Origin of the sequence: Streptosporangium sp. NPDC001681, from assembly GCF_040298085.1 — a bacterium.
Classification (GTDB): Bacteria; Actinomycetota; Actinomycetes; order Streptosporangiales; family Streptosporangiaceae; genus Streptosporangium.
The window spans coordinates 1-15,368 of record NZ_JBEOZN010000127.1 but is presented as its reverse complement, the minus strand read 5'-3'; the positions used below and the strand labels follow the sequence as shown (position 1 = coordinate 15,368).

Sequence of the window (15,368 nt, the reverse complement as noted above, 5' to 3'; positions counted from 1 at the left end):
CACGTTCCCGCTGGTCAATCCCCGTTCACCGATTGTTCGGCGGGAGCGATCAAGTGTGGTCACAACTTATCTAATTAACCTGGATATCAGCCGTCTCACGCGTTGCCGAATCGCGGGACCCGCTGTTCTCGCTGAGCCGCCAGCCCTTCGAGCATGTCGTCGGAGGCCATGGTGACCGGCTGGGCAAGGGACTCCCAACGCAGCGCGGCGTCGAGGTCGGCGTGCCCGCCGCCCGCGAGGGCGACTTTGGTGAGCCGGGTGGCGATCGGCGCGTTGGCGGCGATCCGCGACGCGATGCCCAGTACCTCCGCCATCAGCGACTCACGGGGAAACGCCCTGTTCACCAGCCCCGCGGAGGCCGCCTCCAGCCCTGTCATCGTCCGCCCTGTGAGCAACATCTCCCTGGCCACACCCACCCCGGCGACCCTGGGCAGCAGATAGGTGGCCGCCATGCCGGGGTGCAGGCCGAGCGAGGTGAAGGGGGCGAGCAGCTTGGCCTCCTCGGCGGCGTAGACCAGGTCACAGGCGAGGGCGAGGCACAACCCCGCCCCGACGGCGGCGCCGTTGACCGCGGCGATGGTCGGCACCTCCAGATCGGCGATCGTCAGCCAGGTCCGGTAGAAGCCGAGCATCCGGTCGCGTAGGGCGGGGACGTCCTCGGTCCGCCGCTCCGCGAGCCAGGACAGGTCTCCCCCGGCGCAGAACGCCTTCCCCTCTCCGGTGACGACCACGCACCGCAGGTCGCGGTCCGCCGCGAGGCCGGCGACGGCCTGCCGCCACCGGGCGGTCATCGCGTCGGTCATCGCATTGCGCAGGTCAGGGAGGTTCAGGGTGAGCACCGCGACACCGTTCTCCCGCCGATCAATCAAGATCTCGTTCATGCCGGGGAGCGTAACCCACGGCGTTTTCCGCCCGACCGCCGAGGGGCCTGCCGGGACACCCTGCCCGGCGGAAGTTGTCCACAGGGCAGGAGTTATCCACAGGCGGCGGGAAAGACGTCCGGGAGCCCGCGGGGGCATGGCACGCTGGCACGCCCGGCCAGCCTGCTCACCGGCTCTCCCGCAGGCTGCCCCCTTCGAGGAAAGGCCCCCTGATGCGACCACGCCTGAAGCCCGCGCTGCGCCGCGTCGCCCGTGACCGACGCACCCTGCAGTTCGGCCTGCATCCCCGGCACGCGGTGGTGCTGAGCGATCTGGAGCCGGAGGTCCGCCGCTGGGTGGAAAGTCTCGACGGCGTAAGGGATCTCGCGGGCGTGCTGGCCGGCGCCACCGACGCGGGTCTCGGCGAGGAGCGCGGCCGGACCCTGCTCGATCTGCTGGTCAGCCGGGGGGTGGTGGACGACGCGGCGGCGGGCCCCGGCCCGCTGCGCGCGCTCGTGATGGCCGAGCGCGACCGGCTCCAACCCGATCTGGACGCGCTCTCCCTCTCCCCCGGCACGGTCGACGGAGGGCTTGCCGTGCTGGAACGCAGGCAGCAGGCCCGGGTGCGGGTCTACGGCGCGGGCCGGGTGGGCGCGCAGGTCGTCGCCCTGCTCGCCGCCTCAGGGGTCGGCCACATCTGCGTCGTCGATCCCGGTACGACCCGGCGACGGGATGTCGTCCCCGGCGGGCTCGGCTGGACGGAGGTGGGGATGAGCAGGCAGGACGGTGCGGTCGCGGTGGCCAGGAGGCTGGCGCCCGGCCTCACGGCGTCGACCGGCGACGGCGCCGCCCAGCTGGCCGACGGGGCCAGGCCACCCGACCTGGCGGTGCTCGCTCCGGTGGTGCCCCTGGACGGCCTCCTGGTCAGGGAACTCGTCGAGTGGGGGATCCCACATTTGCTGGCAACCGCCTTCGAGGCCTTCGGTTCGGTCGGTCCGCTGGTACTACCTGGACGGAGCACGTGCCTGCACTGCCTAGATTTGACGCGACGCGATCGCGACCCCGGCTGGCCCATTGTCAGTGCGCGCCTGGGCGGCTTCCCCGCAGGGGAGATCGCGTGCGGGACGACGCTGTCCGCGCTGGTGGCGGCATCGGCCACCGGTCATGCGCTTGCTTGGATAGATGGCCGTGAGCCCGTTGTGACAAACAGCACAATGGAAGTATTGCCAGATTGGACGTGGAAAAGGCGATCCTGGAGTGTTCATCCTCAATGTCGTTGCTTCCGAAACGAGTTGGGTTCGCTAACAATGGTCGCGTCGGCTACCTGCCGCTGACGGACAAGCACAGCGAAGGGAGGGAGCGGCGTCTCGCTGTAACGGGGGACACGCCGCTAACCGAGGTGAGTGACCTTCCGCGTCGCGCCGTTGCGCGCTCTGCAAAGCTGGCGGCCCTTCCCATCGGGTTCGCCGGCCGTACCGCTCTCGGACTCGGGAAACGGATCGGCGGCAAGTCGGCCGAGATCGTCGCCCAGGAAATCCAGGAACGCACCGCCGAGCAGATCTTCAAGGTTCTCGGAGAGCTCAAGGGCGGGGCGATGAAGCTCGGCCAGGCGCTGTCCATCTTCGAGGCGGCACTGCCCGCCGAGATCGCCGGTCCCTACCGCGCGACCCTGACCAAGCTCCAGGACGCGGCTCCACCGCTTCCCATCGCGACCGTGCACAAGGTTCTCGTCGAGCAGTTGGGGGACGACTGGCGGGAGAACTTCCAGTCATTCGACGACAAGCCCACCGCGGCCGCTTCGATCGGGCAGGTGCACAAGGCGGTCTGGCACGACGGCCGGACGGTCGCGGTCAAGATCCAGTATCCGGGAGCGGGAAAGGCCCTGCTCTCCGACTTCACCCAGCTGGCCAGGCTCGGCAAGCTCTTCGGGGTGCTACTGCCCGGTCTCGACATCAAGGCGGTCCTGAACGAGCTGCGCGAGCGGGTGATCGAGGAGCTCGACTACCTGCGCGAGGCCGAGGCGCAGCACGCCTTCGCCCAGGAGTTCAAGGACGACCCCGACTTTCTGATCCCGGATGTCATCGCCGCCAACGAGCAGGTGCTCGTCTCCGAATGGGTCGACGGCACCCCGCTGTCACGGGTCATCACCGACGGCACCCAGGAGGAGCGCGATCGGGCCGGGCTCCAGCTCGTCCGGTTCCTGTTCTCCTCACCGGCCCGGCTGGGCATGCTCCACGCCGACCCCCATCCGGGCAACTTCCGGATCCTCGACGACGGCAGGATGTGCGTGCTCGACTTCGGCGCGGTCAACCGGCTGCCCGACGGATACCCGCCGCTCTTCGGGAAGCTGACCCGCATCTTCAACAACGGCGACATGGAGACCGTGGTCCGGGGCCTGCGCGACGAGGGGTTCATCCGCCCGCACATCGAGATCGACACCGAAGCCCTGCGGGCGTTCCTCGCCCCCTACGTCGAGCCGACCTCCGTGGAGGAGTTCTCCTTCAGCAGGGAGTGGCTCCAGCAGCAGGCCGCCATGGCCACCGACCTGCGTCCGGGCAACGTGGTGCGCCAGCTCAACCTGCCCGCGTCGTACGTCCTCATCCATCGGGTGCACACGGCGGGGATCGGCGTGCTCTGCCAGCTCGGCGCCACCGCCCGTTTCCGCCAGGAGGTCATCCGCTGGGTCCCCGGATTCGCCGACGAGGATACGGGAGAGCCCACCCTCGCCAGCGCCTGACCGGAGACGACCCGGCGAGACGCGTAAGGGGCGGTTCGGCGAGGCCCACGAGCGGCGACCCGCCGAACCGCATGAGTGGCGGCCCGGCGAGACCCGTACAGGGCGGACCCCGGTAGAACGCATAAGTGGCGGTTCGGCGAGACCCGTGCAGGGTGCACCGTCGAGACGCGTGAGGGGTGGCCCGCTGGAGCGGGTCACCCCTCATTCATCTGCCGTGTTCCACTGTGCGTCCGCTATGCGTCGCCGCCGATCCTCACGGATCAGACGAGGCGCAGGAGCGCGGTGCGCAGGCGCGCCGAGGCGCGTTCCGCACCACGCTGGGCGCGTTGGAGACGTTGAAGTCCGGCGGCCCTGCGATGCTCCTCCGCCTCGCGGTGGAGGGTCCGTATTCGGTCACGTACCAGTTCTTCTTGCATAGACGGCAGGTCGAGCCCCGTGGTGTTGAAGTAGCTCATCGGAGTGGTCCTTTCGGGAACGTGTGATTCCTGGTTGATCGAGTTCTCGGTGGTCTGGGCGATGACCGGATGGTTCAGGCCGCGACCGGGTTCTTGCGCGGACGTCCGCGCGGACGCTTCCGGGGGACGATCGCCCCCCGCAGGACGAGCTCGCCGCCCCAGACTCCCCATGGCTCCTCGCGCTCCAGCGCGCGGGCCAGGCAGGCCTGGCGGATCGGGCAGCCTCCGCAGAGCGCCTTGGCGAACTCCACGTCCTCCGGAGACTCGGCGAACCACAGGTCGGGGTCGGTACGACAGGGGATTGTGGCTTCGTCGATCAGGTCCATGACCGTCTGGGCCCCCATCTGTTTCACCTCTCAGCTAGGTGTTGATCTTCGGCTACCTCTTGGGTGGGGGTCAGGAATGACGCGGACAAACAAGAAGGCCGCGGATCCTGGTGCGGATCCGCGGCCTGAAGGCTCTTTCCTCGGTCAGATTATGACCGGAGGATGCCTCCAGGGTTGCGGACCGCGCAGTCCACCGTTTCCGATGTGCTTGGTCGTTGCTGCGTAGCTGGCGCCCACAAGGGTCGGGACAGCCGGGGCCTCTGTCGCGAAGGCGATCAGGGCGGACCGACGGTCGGCCTCGACCCAGAAGCGGGCAGGGTTGTCCTGCAGAACCGGAGCTGCCGCGCCACGGGCGAGGGAGACCTGGCTGCCGCAGGGCAGAACGGTGTTACGGCGCACGGAAGCGAGCCCCATCTGGGACGACATCAGAATGTTCTTCACAGCGGACTCACCTCCATTCGTGGATCGTCGGACAGGAACGTCCGACTTGCTTGACCATGACCCTAAACCCGGGCCACCAGAGCGGGCAACATATTTTCTACCTGCGACTTTGCGACTATCTCACGCGGATCATCGCTTCCTGCACTACCGACACGGCCAGTTCCCCGGACCGGGTGAACATCTCGCCCTTGGCGAGCCCGCGAGCCGCCCCCGACCACGGCGACTCCTGAGCATAGAGCACCCACTCGTCCACCCGGATGGGGCGGTGGAACCACATCGCGTGGTCCAGCGAGGCGCCGGAGACATTGGAGGCGCCCCAGGCCAGACCGTGGGCCAGCAGCACGGTGTCGACCAGGGTGAAGTCGGAGGCGTAGGCGGCGAGCACCACGTGCAGCAGCGGGTCGTCGGGCAGCTCCGCCTCATAACGGAACCACACGTTGGTGTTCGAACCTCGAAGCTCCGGGTCGCGATGGGCCTCCCAGGTGAGAGGGGTCACATAGCGGGCGTCCACCGGCCTGGGCCTGGACGCCCACTCGCGCATCAGTGAGTTCGTCCCCACGATCTGGAGCATCCGGTCCCGGTAGGACGGCAGTTCCTCAGGATCGATCACCTGGGGCATCGTGGCCGCCTGGTGCTCGACGCCGGTCTCCTGCACGTGGAAGGAGGCCGACATGGTGAATATCGCCTTGCCGTGCTGGATGGCCACCACTCGCCGGGTGGTGAAGGAGCGGCCGTCACGGACCCGCTCCACGTTGTAGACGATCGGGATGGCCGGGTCTCCCGGGCGGATGAAATAGGCGTGCAACGAGTGGACGTCGCGGCCGTCGGGCACCGTCCGCCCCGCGGCGACCAAGGCCTGCGCGGCCACCTGACCACCGAAGACACGCTGGATACGCTCCTCGGGACTGCGTCCCCTGAAGATGTCGAGCTCGATCTGCTCCAGGTCAAGCAGGTCCAGGAGCTCCTTTAACGCCTCGTTCACGCGCCCTCCGTATGGTTTGCGGCGGCACGGCACAGTTCGAGCACCGCTTCACCGTAACGCTCCAGTTTGACGCGTCCGATTCCCGTAATCGTCAACAGGTCCTGTTCGGAGACCGGTGCCCGCTCGGCGATGGCCTGGAGGGTGACGTCGGTGAAGACCGCCCACTGCGGGAGCTTCTCCTTCTTCGCGACTCCCGTACGCCATGCCTTCAGCGCTTCGAGCAGTGCCTCGTCGTAGTCCGCGGGACAGGTGGCACACCTGCCGAGCTTCTGCTCGGCGGCGGCCATCAGGGTCTTCCCGCAGATCCGGCAGCTGATCGGCGCGGCGACCGCGCGGCGATCAGCCGCCGCGGGTGTGCGGCTCCGCTGCGTGGCACGACCGGTCAGCCCGTCCAGGAATCGGGAGGGTTTGCGGGAGCGCCTGCCTCCCGGCGAGCGCGCCAGCGCCCACGACAGCCCCAGGTGGGCGCGGGCGCGGGTGACACCGACGTACAGGAGGCGACGTTCCTCCTCGATCTGCTCAGGTGTCTCCGCGTAGATGATCGGCAGCATGCCCTCGGTGACGCCGACGAGGAAGACCGCGTCCCACTCCAGGCCCTTGGCCGCGTGCAGCGAGGCGAGGGTGACCCCCTCGACCGGCGGCGCGTGCTGCTCGCTGGCCCGGCGCTCCAGCTCCGCGACGAAGGCGGGCAGGTCCGCGCCCGCGGCGGCGAGGTCCTCGGCGAGGTCGGCCAGGGCCTTCAGCGACTCCCATTTCTCGCGGGCCTTGCCTCCGCCGGGTGCCTCGGGGGTGAGCCCGATGCCGGACAGGATGTGGTGCACGGTAGAGGCGAGCGTGTCGCCGGGTTCGGCGGAGCGTGCGGCGCCGCGCAGCAGCACGACCGCCTGGCGGACCTCGGGACGCTCGAAGAACCGGTCGGCGCCGCGCAGCACGTACGGCAGGCCGGCCTTGCTGAATGCCTGCTCGTACGCCTCGGATTGGGCGTTGACCCGGAACAGCACGGCGATCTCACGGGTCGGCACGCCGCCGGTGACGAGTTTCCGCACTGCCCGCGCCACCCCCTCCGCCTCGGCGGTCTCGTCGTCGTACTCGGCGAAAACCGGTTCGGGACCGTCCGGACGCTGGGCGATCAGGGCGAGCTTGTGCGGGGTCCTCGCCCGGTCGAGCACCCGGTTGGCCAGGGAGACGACCTGGGGGGTGGAGCGGTAGTCACGGACCAACTTGATCACGGTGGCGTTGGGGTACTCGACCGAGAAACCCGTCAGGTAGCGAGGCGTGGCCCCGGTGAAGGAGTAGATCGTCTGGTTGGGGTCGCCGACCACGCACAGGTCGTCGCGCCCGCCGAGCCAGGTGTCCAGCAGTAGCTTCTGCAGCGGGTTGACGTCCTGGTACTCGTCGACCACGAAGTAGCGGTACTGCCTGCGGATCTCATTGGCCACCTCGCGGTGCTCGGTCATCACGGCCGCGGTGAGCTCCAGGATGGTCTCGAAGTCGACCAGGTGCCGGTCGCGGCGGAGGGTCTCGTACGTCTCGTAGAGCCGGGAGACCTCCTCGGCCGGTACGGGAGAGGTCCGGCCGGCCTTCTTCGCGGCCTCCGCGTAGTCCTCGGGGCCGATCTGGGTGACCTTGGCCCACTCGATCTCGGAGGCGATGTCGCGCAACTCCGAGCGGTCCTGGTTCTTGCGCAGGGAGCGGCAGGCGTCGATCAGCAGCGGCAGTTTCGACTCGATCACCCTGGGCGGGTCGCCGCCGATGACCCGCGGCCAGAAGTAGGTGAGCTGACGCAGTGCGGCGGCGTGGAAGGTGCGCGCCTGCACGCCCGGCGCGCCGAGCTGGCGCAGCCGCTGCCTGAGCTCACCGGCCGCGCGTGTGGTGAACGTCACCGCCAGCACCCCCTGGGCGTCGACCACCCCGTTGTGGACGGCGTGCGCGATGCGATGGGTGATGGCGCGGGTCTTGCCCGTCCCCGCGCCGGCAAGGACGCAGACCGGTCCCCGGACGGCTTCGGCCACCTCACGCTGCTCCGGATCCAGTGCCGCCAGAATGTCGTCGGGCCTCACAGAGCCTCCTTACAGGCAGTCGAACGGACCGGGCCGCAACATCCTCCCAGGCTCTGGCCAAACCTCGCTCATTCTGGCAACATGCCGCCTTCACCCTGTATCGATCACCGAGATGCATAAAGTGGGCCTTTTGCCCCACAATGAGGTGCGACTGGTTCCGGGGAAGGAAGAGGCCCGTGCGAAGTTGGGTAACCGTGGGTGCGCTCGCTCTGGCGGCGACGGTGGTCGGACCCGCGGTGGTGCACACGACCGCGTCCGCACACGCGATCTCAGCGCCGACCCAGGTCGGTGACGGAAAGGCGGGCAAGGTCACCCCGACGCCGGCTCCGACTCCGACTCCGGCTCCAACGCCGAGCACAGGGACCGCCCCGCTGGTCCAGGGCACCCTTGTCGAAACCGTGGCCTACGGCCGGCACGTGCGCCAGCGCATGGACGTCTGGTACCAGCCCGACGAGCTGAAGCGGCCGGGCGTCTTCCTGATCCACGGCGGCTGGTGGTCCTCGGGTGACAAGAAGTACATGACCGAGGTGAGCCGTAGCTACGCCGAACAGGGCTACGTGGTCTTCAACATCAACTATCGTCTCTCGGGCGACGCCTCCTGGCCTGCCCCGCGCACCGACACCTTCGGTGCCATCGCCACCGCGCGACGGCACGCGGCGCGCTGGTCCTTCGACCCGAACAACTACGTGGTCGTCGGCTTCTCCGCCGGAGGCCATCTGGCCACCGCCGTCGGTACCTACAAGAACGGCCTGCCCGGCCTGCGCGGCGTGGTCGGCATCTCTCCGGTGATCTCCCCGCTCACCGCGTACACCGAAGGCATCGGCACCCTCGACCCGAACAAGCGCAAATTGCGCGATTCAGCCATCAAGCTCGCCGGGGGCTGCGAGCCCACCGGCAAGTGCGCCAGGGTGTGGACCAGCATGGAGGTACCGTGGCACGCGAGCCGCGGCGACGCGCCCATGCTGATCGTGCACTCGTCGGACGAGTTCGTGTCGGCGGAGCACAGCAGGCAACTCAAGGAGCACCTGCAGCAGGTCGGCGTGCCGGTGACGGTGCTGACCGAGCAGGGCATCGAGCACAGCGCGCCTCTTTACCGGCTGCCCGGCGTGGCGGAGCAGGTCCAGCAATGGGTCGCGGAGAAGCTTCTCTCATCGGGAAGATGAAGGGCTCTCACTTTGTTGCCAATGGCGCCGGACATCACATGAGGGGATTTTTCACGACATGGCGCTGACTGTGTACACCACCACCTGGTGCGGCCCCTGCAAGCGGTTGAAGAGCCAGCTCAGCCGCGAGGGCATCTCCTACAACGAGGTCGACATCGAGAGCGATCCGGACGCCGCCACCTTCGTCATGAGCGTCAACAACGGCAACCAGGTCGTGCCCACCGTCGTGGTCGACTCCCCCACCGGCCAGATCGTCAGGACCAACCCCTCGGTGATCGAGGTCAAGCGCATCCTGGCGGGCGCGGGCGTGTAACCGTCCCCCCGCACCACCCGAGCCCCGGTTCCACCGAAAACCGGGGCTCACACATGCCCGGGCCCCGCATACCGGTACGGGCTCCATCGCGGACGTACGAGCACGCGGCACGAGTGTCCGGGCCGGAGCATGTCCCGCGAAAGCCCCGAAGTCAGACCGGTAGCACCTCGCCGCTGGAGGAATCCGATGGATGCGCCGTGGAACCGCGGGGGATTCGCCGACAACTCGGTCCAGCGGGTGCCCGTCACCGTCGTCGGCGGCTGAGCCCGCGCGGTCTCGGCCGCCGGATCCGTCAGCGCCCGTGGCGTACGGCGGACATGGCGGCGGACACGGCGGCGGACACGTTCACCAGTCGCCGGTCAGCGGTGCGCCGTACCAGGTCTCGATGAGCCTGCGGGCGATCGACAGCTCCGACGGCAGGCGCACCTCGCCGCTCTCCATCGCGGCCAGCAGCTCGGCGCGGCTGAACCAGTGGGCCTCGGCGATCTCCTCGGAGTCCAGCACGAACTCCGTCGACGTGGCCCGCGCGAAGAAGCCGAGCATCAGGCTGCGCGGGAACGGCCAGGGCTGGCTGCCCATGTAGCGCGCATCGGTGACCCGCACGCCGACCTCCTCGGACACCTCGCGCGCCACGGCCTGTTCCAGTGACTCGCCCGGCTCGACGAAACCGGCCAGCACCGACAGCCGCCCCTCGGGCCACTGCGGTCCTCTGGCCAGCAGGCACCTGTCGTCGTCATCGTGGATCAGCATGATCACCGCAGGGTCGACCCGGGGAAAGTGCTGGCTGTCGTCCTTGGGGCAGACGCGCACATGCCCGCCGGCCCGGACCTCGGTGCGGCTCCCGCATCGGGGGCAGTACTCGTGGGTGGAGTGCCATGCCTCCAGGGCGACCGCGTACACCAGCAGGCCGGCGTCCAGATCGCCCAGCAACGATCCCACCTGGCGCAACCCGGCGGCGACGGTCTGCCCCTCACCCAGTTCCGAGGGGTCGAGCGGGGAGACGATCCGGTTGAAGGAGCCGGTATGGGTGGCGGTGGCCAGCGACGCCGTCACGGCGAAGTAGGCGATGCCCTCCGCGTCGACGCCGAGCAGGTAACGCTCTCCCTCGGGAGCGTCGGCGGTGGACAGCAGGACCAGCTCCGCCTCTCCGCCGCTGCGCCGGATCAGCGCCTGCCCGTCGTCGACGACCACGACCCTGGTCGCGCCGTCCGCCCAGGCCCGCTCCAGCCACTCGGTGTCGCCGCGGAGCACCGCCGACCTGTCGATGGCGCTGCGCGCGAGCAGCAGCGGCCCCAGAAGTCCTTCTTGTGCAGCGATCTCCACGCCGTTCCGCCTCCCCAAACGAGTGCACATATTACGCCGCCGGAACGCGGAGCCGCACAGGGCCGACGGCGTCACCCCTGGCCGGAGGCCCTCCAGAAAAGACCCCATCTTTTGACGACACGGACGTATACGGTCAATAGACCGATCATCCCGGCGCGATGATCTCCATCCCGCTAGGATGCACCGAGTTAGGTTAGCCTTACCTGATATCGGGGGTTCCTGCATTGCGGCTGTACCTCACCGCGCTGAAACCGACGGACTCGGTCACCGACGGTTTCCTCCCGGCGGCACGCGCACTCGGGTGCGAGGTCACGATCCTCACCGACCGGCCGGAACAGTACCGTGACCATGGAGCGGAGGTGCTCCGTTGCGACGTGCGCGACGCGCGGGCGGTCATCGACACCGTCGCGCACCACCGCACCCCGGACGCGATCTTCTCGAACTCCGACCACATCCAGGCGGAGACCGCACTCGCCGCCGCGTACTTCGGACTCCCCGGCAAGGACTGGCGGGCCTGCGTCGACACCAAGAACAAGGCGCTCACCCGGCGGCGGCTGGCCTCGGCCGGGGTCGAGACCGTCCGTACCGCGCGGCTGGCACCGGCCGACCCGCCGGTCGCGGACCTGCCCTTCCCCGCGGTCGTGAAACCGTGCGAGGGCGTGGCCAGCGAGGACGTCGTGCTGGTCCACGACGCGGGCGAGCTCGCGGCGGCCGTCCTGTCCATCAGGGGCAGGCGGCCGGCGGAGACGCTGGTCGTGGAGGAGTATCTCGACGGTCCCCTGCACACGATGGAGACGCTCGGCGACGGCGAGCGGATCAGGGTGCTCGGCGGTTTCCGCACCACTCTCGGGCCACTGCCGCACTTCGTGGAGGAACGGCTCGACTGGGAGCCGCCTCCCGGTCGCGACCACGTGCTGCGGGCGCTGGAGGCACTCCGGGTGGGGTTCGGGGCCTGCCACACCGAATACGTGATGACCCCGGCCGGACCACGGATCGTCGAGGTCAACTACCGGGTGATCGGCGACCACTGCGACTTCCTGCTGGCGAGCCTGCTCCAGGTGCCCCTGTTCGAGCTCGTTCTCGGGACGCATCTCGGGATGGGGCCGGCGGACCTCGCCCCGGTGCGGGGGCACGGGACCGCGCTGAGCCTGGTCGCCGATCGCTCGGGGACCGTGGTGGAGGCTCCCGGGACCGTCGTCCCCGCCCCCGGCGACCCGGTCCGGATCTGGCACCGGCCGCTGCGCGCCGTGGGCGACCGGATCGACCGGAGCAACACCAACCGCGACTACCTGGGCATCGTCCGTGCGACCGGGCCCGACCGGGCGGGCGTGGACGCCGCCGTCGCGGCCTTCAGGGCGGAGAACCCGTGGGTGATCGCATGAGCCGGGGACCCGCGAACCGACGTGTGACCGGCCAGGGAACCGTGGACGGTCGCGGGATCGGCGGAGGTTCGGCGCGCGGGCGGGAGTCGTACCTCGCCGTCCGGGTGCTGAACGCGCTGCTGCGCGAGGATTACGGCGGCCTGGCCAGGCGGGTGACCCACGGCAAGGACGGCGTCGCGCTGGTCCTGCCGGGGGGCAGGCGGGTGCGGCTGCTCCCCGGCTCGCTGTTCCAGGACTTCGTCGCGGCCCCGCAGGAGGCGCTCCAGCTGCGGGAGGTCCTGCACACGCTGCGGGAGGTCTCCGACCCCGCCGACGCGGCCGGGGTCGAGTCGTTCGCCAGGGAGTGCCACGAGGCGCTGCGCGCCCTCGACCTGCACGACCTCCACCACCAAGAGGTACTCGCCAGACTGGCCGCCGCCACCGCACACCCCGCCACCCCGCACCCCGACGCCACGTCCGGCACCACGGGCACGACGGAAACCGGTGGCGGACGCGACAGCGTGTGGTACGAGACGCTGGCCGCGTTCGTCGATCACCCCGTCTACCCGACGGCCCGGTGCCGGATCGGCCTGTCCGACGAGGAACTGACCGGGTACGCGCCGGAGTTCGCGCCCGCCTTCGAGCTGCGCTGGGCCGCGGTTCCCCGGGAGCGGCTCACCGGGGCCGAGATGCCGGGGGCACCCGGGTTCCGTGCCGTCGGGCTGGCGGAGAGTCTCGCCGGGACGCACGCGCTGTTCCCCGTGCACCCGCTGACGGTCCCCCGCGTCGAGGAGATTCCGTGGGCGACCGTGGCCCCTCAGCCGTATCTGCGGGTCAGGCCCACGCTGTCGATGCGCACCGTCGAGATCGCCCCGGGCGCGCACCTGAAGCTGCCGCTGGCCACCAGCACCCTCGGGCTGCGCAACCGGCGGTCGATCAAGCCCGGCACGCTGGCCGACGGGGCGCGGGCCGAGCTGCTGCTGCGGGCGATGCCCGATCCCGAGGTGCTGCTGGCCGACGAGCAGACGTACGGGCACGCCGGGCATGAGTATCTGGGCTGGCTGCTGCGCCGCCAGCCCGTGGGGGAGGTCGTCTCCGTCGCGGCGCTGGCGGCACCGCTGCCCGGGGGCGGCCTGGTCGTGGAGGGTCTCGCCGGACGGTGGTTCGGCGGGGACGTCGCCGGTCTGCTCGCCCGGTACCTGCGGGTGCTGTTCCGCTTCCACGTGCGGCTCTTCGTCAGGTACGGCACCGCGCTCGAGGCCCACCAGCAGAACCTCTCACTGGTGTTCGACACCGATACCGCGGGCGAAAGTGTCGTGCGGCTGCTCGTCAAGGACAACGACGGGTTGCTGACCTCACCCGACCTGCTGAGAGGTGCCGGCCTCCCGGTCCCGGACTTCACGGACGCGCGGATGCTGACCGACGACCCGCACGCGCTCGCCGACATGTTCGTGACCATCACCCTGCATCTGGCGGCCGCCGCCGTGGCGTTCGGCGCGCTGCCGTCGCCGCGGGCCTCCGAGCTGGTCCGCGACGCGCTCGCCGGAGCGCTCGACGAGTACGGGGAGAACCCGATGGCCAGGCTGCTGCGGGCCAGGACCCTGGACGCCGCCAGGCTCGTCGGCAAGTCGATGGTCACCGCCGGGACCCTGGTGGACAAGGCGCGCACCGGCGCGCGGGATGTGAACAAGTTCTACGGCACGAGCGGGCCGAACTACCTCCGCCAGCAGCCCCAGGCCACCCCGGCCGCGACCCCCGGAAGGACGCCATGACCAGCCTCGCCCTCGACTCCCCCGCCGCCGTCGCCGAGGAGGCTTCACTGGCGGCGCTGCTGCGCTGTTGCGTGCGGGAGATCTCGGGACCTCGCGGGCAGGTCAGGCACGACGAGCCGTACGTGTTGCTGCGTGTCGCGGACACCCTGCTGCGGGCCCGTGCGCACGGCGGGCTCGCGCTGCGCTTCGAGGGGCGGGCCGAGTGGCTGGAGAACGACTCCTGGCAGCCGCTCTCGGCGGACCTGCTCGTCCGGCTGGTGGAGACCGAGCTCGGCGAGGGCAACGACGAGTTCGCCGTCCAGGTGGCCGCGAGCAGGGACGCCATGGCGGCGCTGCTCGCGGCCCGGCGGGACGTGCCGCCCCCCGCCGACCCGTGGCTGGCCTCGGAGCAGGCGCTGGTCTTCGGTCACCCGTTCCACCCCAGCCCGAAGGCGCGCGGCGGCGCGGACTGGCTGCGCTACGCGCCCGAGGCGCACGCGAGTTTTCCGCTGCGACTGCTCGGGGTCAGGGACGACGTGCTGGCGGAGGCGGGCGAGGCCGGCTCGCTCGACGCGCTCGGAGCGGCGCCGCCCGGTTACTCGCTGCTGCCCGCGCACCCGTGGCAGCTGGAGCTGCTCTCGGCCGACCTGGCCGCGCCACTGGCCGACGGCCGGCTTCTCGACCTGGGGAACAGTACCCGGATGGCGGTTCCCACCTCGTCGGTCCGTACCGTCTACGAGCCGCTGATCGACCGGTGCCTGAAGTTCAGCCTGGACGTGCGGATCACCAACTGCCTGCGGAAGAACTCCTGGTACGAGCTGGCGGGCGCGGTCGAGCTGAGCCGCCGTCTCGGGCCGATGTTCGGAGAGCTGTCCGCGACCTTCCCCGGCACCCGCTGGCTGCCCGAACCCGGCTACCGCTCCGCCGAGCTGGGCACCCGGCTGCTTGAGGGGCTCGGCGTCATCGTCCGGGTCAGCCCGTGGTCGGTCTGCAGACCCGGGGTGACCCCCCTGCTGAGCGGCACACTGGCCGCCGGGCGGCAGGTGACGTCCGCCGATCCGGTGCGCTGGTGGCGGGCGTACGTGGAGCGGGTGGCGCTGCCGGTGCTCGACGCCTACCTCGGCCACGGCGTGGTGCTCGAACCTCACCTGCAGAACGTGCTGATCGGGGTGGACGCGGAGGGGCTGCCGGTGGAGGCGGTCTTCCGCGACATGGAGGGCACGAAGCTCGTCGCCGGGCGGCACGACCTGTCCGGCCTGCCGGCCCGGGTCGCCGAGGCCCTCACCTACGACGCGGAGGCCGGCTGGAGCCGGGTGGTCTACTGCCTGATGGTCAACCATCTCGCCGAGATCGCCGCCTCCCTTTCCGGAGCCGGGCCCGCGCGGGAGTTGTGGGCGGTGGCCGGGAAGGTCCTGGCGGGGTACGCGGAGTCGCGGGGGTGGCCCCGGCCGCTGTCGGACCTGCTGGCGGGGGCGCCGCTGCCCGCCAAGGCCAACCTGTCGGCCTGGCTGTGGCGCGGTGACCACGGCGACGGCATCGGCTGGAACGTCAACACCGCCGAGACCGGCCTGATCGTCAACGGCGACGACGTCCTGG

General features: G+C 70.2%; 13 protein-coding genes. 7 read left to right on the top strand and 6 right to left on the bottom strand.

Annotation, left to right across the window (positions count from 1 at the left end; genetic code table 11):
- Positions 1–95: 95 nt before the first annotated feature.
- Positions 96–881 carry an enoyl-CoA hydratase/isomerase family protein gene (locus ABT130_RS38200; RefSeq protein WP_350921997.1) on the bottom strand — a complete coding sequence of 262 codons (786 nt, stop codon included), beginning with the start codon at positions 879–881 and terminating at the stop codon, positions 96–98.
- A 212-nt stretch (positions 882–1,093) separates the two neighbouring features.
- On the opposite strand from ABT130_RS38200, the gene ABT130_RS38195 reads away from it, so the two are divergent.
- Both ABT130_RS38195 and ABT130_RS38190 read left to right on the top strand, forming a co-directional pair.
- The gene (locus tag ABT130_RS38195; protein WP_350921994.1) at positions 1,094–2,194 is read left to right on the top strand and encodes a ThiF family adenylyltransferase; all 1,101 of its coding nucleotides are present in this window, start codon (positions 1,094–1,096) and stop codon (positions 2,192–2,194) included.
- Between the two features lie 65 nt (positions 2,195–2,259).
- Positions 2,260–3,597, top strand: a complete 1,338-nt coding sequence (locus ABT130_RS38190) for an ABC1 kinase family protein (RefSeq protein WP_350921991.1) — start codon at positions 2,260–2,262, stop codon at positions 3,595–3,597.
- A 260-nt stretch (positions 3,598–3,857) separates the two neighbouring features.
- On the opposite strand, the gene ABT130_RS38185 is transcribed toward ABT130_RS38190, so the two are convergent.
- From ABT130_RS38185 to ABT130_RS38170, 4 genes are all read right to left on the bottom strand, one after another.
- On the bottom strand, positions 3,858–4,052 hold the full coding sequence (locus ABT130_RS38185; RefSeq protein ID WP_350964065.1) for a putative WhiB-interacting protein: 195 nt from the start codon (positions 4,050–4,052) through the stop codon (positions 3,858–3,860).
- A 74-nt stretch (positions 4,053–4,126) separates the two neighbouring features.
- Entirely contained in the window at positions 4,127–4,396 is a 270-nt protein-coding gene (locus ABT130_RS38180) for a WhiB family transcriptional regulator (protein WP_030910441.1), read from the bottom strand.
- Positions 4,397–4,934: 538 nt separating this feature from the next.
- Positions 4,935–5,801 (bottom strand): acyl-CoA thioesterase II, encoded by an 867-nt coding sequence (gene tesB, locus ABT130_RS38175; RefSeq protein ID WP_350964062.1) that lies wholly within the window; start codon positions 5,799–5,801, stop codon positions 4,935–4,937.
- On the bottom strand, positions 5,798–7,861 hold the full coding sequence (locus ABT130_RS38170) for an ATP-dependent DNA helicase UvrD2 (RefSeq protein WP_350964060.1): 2,064 nt from the start codon (positions 7,859–7,861) through the stop codon (positions 5,798–5,800). The genes tesB and ABT130_RS38170 overlap by 4 nt, the downstream gene beginning before the upstream one ends.
- 176 nt (positions 7,862–8,037) lie before the next feature.
- Between ABT130_RS38170 and ABT130_RS38165 the strand changes: the two genes are divergently transcribed.
- Complete coding sequence (locus ABT130_RS38165) at positions 8,038–9,024, top strand: alpha/beta hydrolase (protein WP_350964058.1); 987 nt, start codon at positions 8,038–8,040, stop codon at positions 9,022–9,024.
- A gap of 58 nt (positions 9,025–9,082) precedes the next feature.
- Positions 9,083–9,337, top strand: a complete 255-nt coding sequence (locus tag ABT130_RS38160) for a mycoredoxin (protein ID WP_350921976.1) — start codon at positions 9,083–9,085, stop codon at positions 9,335–9,337.
- Between the two features lie 345 nt (positions 9,338–9,682).
- Here ABT130_RS38160 and nudC read toward each other — a convergent pair whose 3' ends face one another.
- On the bottom strand, positions 9,683–10,660 hold the full coding sequence (gene nudC / locus ABT130_RS38155; RefSeq protein ID WP_350964056.1) for an NAD(+) diphosphatase: 978 nt from the start codon (positions 10,658–10,660) through the stop codon (positions 9,683–9,685).
- Positions 10,661–10,884: 224 nt separating this feature from the next.
- Here nudC and ABT130_RS38150 point away from each other — a divergent pair, with 224 nt between their 5' ends.
- The 3 genes from ABT130_RS38150 to ABT130_RS38140 form a co-directional block, all read left to right on the top strand.
- Entirely contained in the window at positions 10,885–12,042 is a 1,158-nt protein-coding gene (locus ABT130_RS38150; protein ID WP_350964053.1) for a siderophore biosynthesis protein, read from the top strand.
- A complete protein-coding gene (locus ABT130_RS38145) occupies positions 12,039–13,793 on the top strand; it encodes an IucA/IucC family protein (RefSeq protein WP_350964050.1) in 1,755 nt (584 codons plus the stop codon). The genes ABT130_RS38150 and ABT130_RS38145 overlap by 4 nt, the downstream gene beginning before the upstream one ends.
- Positions 13,790–15,368 (top strand): IucA/IucC family protein (locus ABT130_RS38140; protein ID WP_350964047.1); only part of this gene is annotated, 1,579 nt, incomplete at its 3' end. The genes ABT130_RS38145 and ABT130_RS38140, both read left to right, overlap by 4 nt.